The organism is Arthrobacter sp. C9C5 (assembly GCF_013359735.1).
Lineage (GTDB): Bacteria > Actinomycetota > Actinomycetes > Actinomycetales > Micrococcaceae > Arthrobacter.
This window is the reverse complement of sequence record NZ_JABFMX010000047.1, coordinates 1-1,439: the sequence shown is the minus strand read 5'-3', so window position 1 is coordinate 1,439 and position 1,439 is coordinate 1. Positions and strand designations below refer to the sequence as shown.

The window sequence follows — 1,439 nt, the reverse complement described above, 5'->3', positions numbered from 1 at the left end:
TGAACTGGTCCCTGAAAGTTGGACTGGCTAAGTAAGAGCCTAGGCTGCGAGGGCCTGAGCACGGTATTGCACCGGGCTCAGGCCCTCTAGCTTTGTCGAGATTCTCTCGGTGTTGTACCAGTGGATGTAGTGCTTCAGCTGCGCTGCCAGCGCGTCGGTGCTGATGAACCGGACGCGGTGGAAGAGCTCTTCCTTGAGGTGTCCAAAGAAGTTCTCCATCACGGCGTTGTCGTAGCAGTTGCCCTTGCGTGACATCGACTGGGTTGCGCCGGCGCCCTGCAGAAGATTCCGCCACGAGACGTGCTGGTACTGGAAACCCTGATCCGAATGAACGAGCGGGTTCTGCCCGCACTCGAGCGTTGCCAGCGCCTTACGGAGTGATGTGTTGGTGAGTTCCAGGTTCGGCGACGGGCCCACCGCGTAAGAGATGATCTGCCGGTCGAAGAGGTCCATGACCGGTGAAAGGTAGAGCTTCCGGTCGCCGATGCTGAACTCGGTCACATCCGTCACCCACTTTTCGTTCGGTGCTTTGGCTTCGAACTCGCGGTTCAGCACGTTCGGGGCAACCGCGCCCTGCTGACCTTGATAGGAGTTGAAGCGCTTCTTCCTCCGGACCTTGCAGACCAGCCGCAGCGCACGCATCAGCTTCAGCACGGTCTTCTTCGCGACCGTCCACCCCCGCTTGACCAGCTCGGTGTGGATGCGCCGGTGCCCGTACCGGCCATGGTTCTTCTCGAAAATGTCCGTCACCGCAGTCTTGAGCGCCTCCTGCGGGTCAGGGGCCTGGAGGCGGGCCTGGTGATAGAAGAACGTCGACCTGGCAAGGCGGGCGACCTGTAGCAGAATCGGGAGTGGGAAGTCAGCCTTGAGGGCGGTGAGGGCCTGGACCCTCACCGTCGTTCCTGCGCCCTCAAGGCCCGCAATTTTCCCAGGTAGGCCACTTCCGCCCGCAACCGTTCGTTCTCCCGCCGCAACCGCTCCAGTTCGGGTATCTCCGCGGACGGCGGGGAATCGGGAGCCTTGGGTCTGCCTTTAGGCTTCGGGCGCAACGCGTCCGCACCCTCACGGCGATACGCCCGTGCCCAGGTTTTCAGTAACACTGGAGAGGACAAGCCCACCTCCGCCGCGAGGACCGGGGCAGGCTCACCCGCGATGAACCGTTCGACCAATGCGAGCTTGAATTCGAACGAGTACGCCTGTCTCGTCGGCTTGGCCACCAGCGCTCCTCGACCATGGATCCTCCACCGCCGATAGAGAAGCTTGACCGGTCCGCGAGACACGCCCAGTAACCTCGCCGCCGCACTATCCGCGATGCCTTTCTCAAACCACGCTACAGCGGCCTCGCGCTGATTCTCCGATAACGAACTACATGCATGCATAGAACTGCTCCCCGGGAGTCGGAACTGAATTTCTCAGTCCAACTTCCGGGGAGCAGTTCA

2 protein-coding genes are annotated in these 1,439 nt (G+C 61.6%); both read right to left on the bottom strand.

Features of this window, described 5'->3' with window-relative positions; translation table 11 throughout:
- Positions 1 to 39: 39 nt before the first annotated feature.
- Positions 40 to 894 (bottom strand): IS3 family transposase, encoded by an 855-nt coding sequence (locus HNO80_RS17750; RefSeq protein ID WP_349627399.1) that lies wholly within the window; start codon positions 892 to 894, stop codon positions 40 to 42.
- Positions 891 to 1,217 carry a helix-turn-helix domain-containing protein gene (locus tag HNO80_RS17820; protein WP_217501055.1) on the bottom strand — a complete coding sequence of 109 codons (327 nt, stop codon included), beginning with the start codon at positions 1,215 to 1,217 and terminating at the stop codon, positions 891 to 893. Before HNO80_RS17820 ends, HNO80_RS17750 begins: the two co-directional genes overlap by 4 nt.
- Positions 1,218 to 1,439 lie beyond the last annotated feature (222 nt).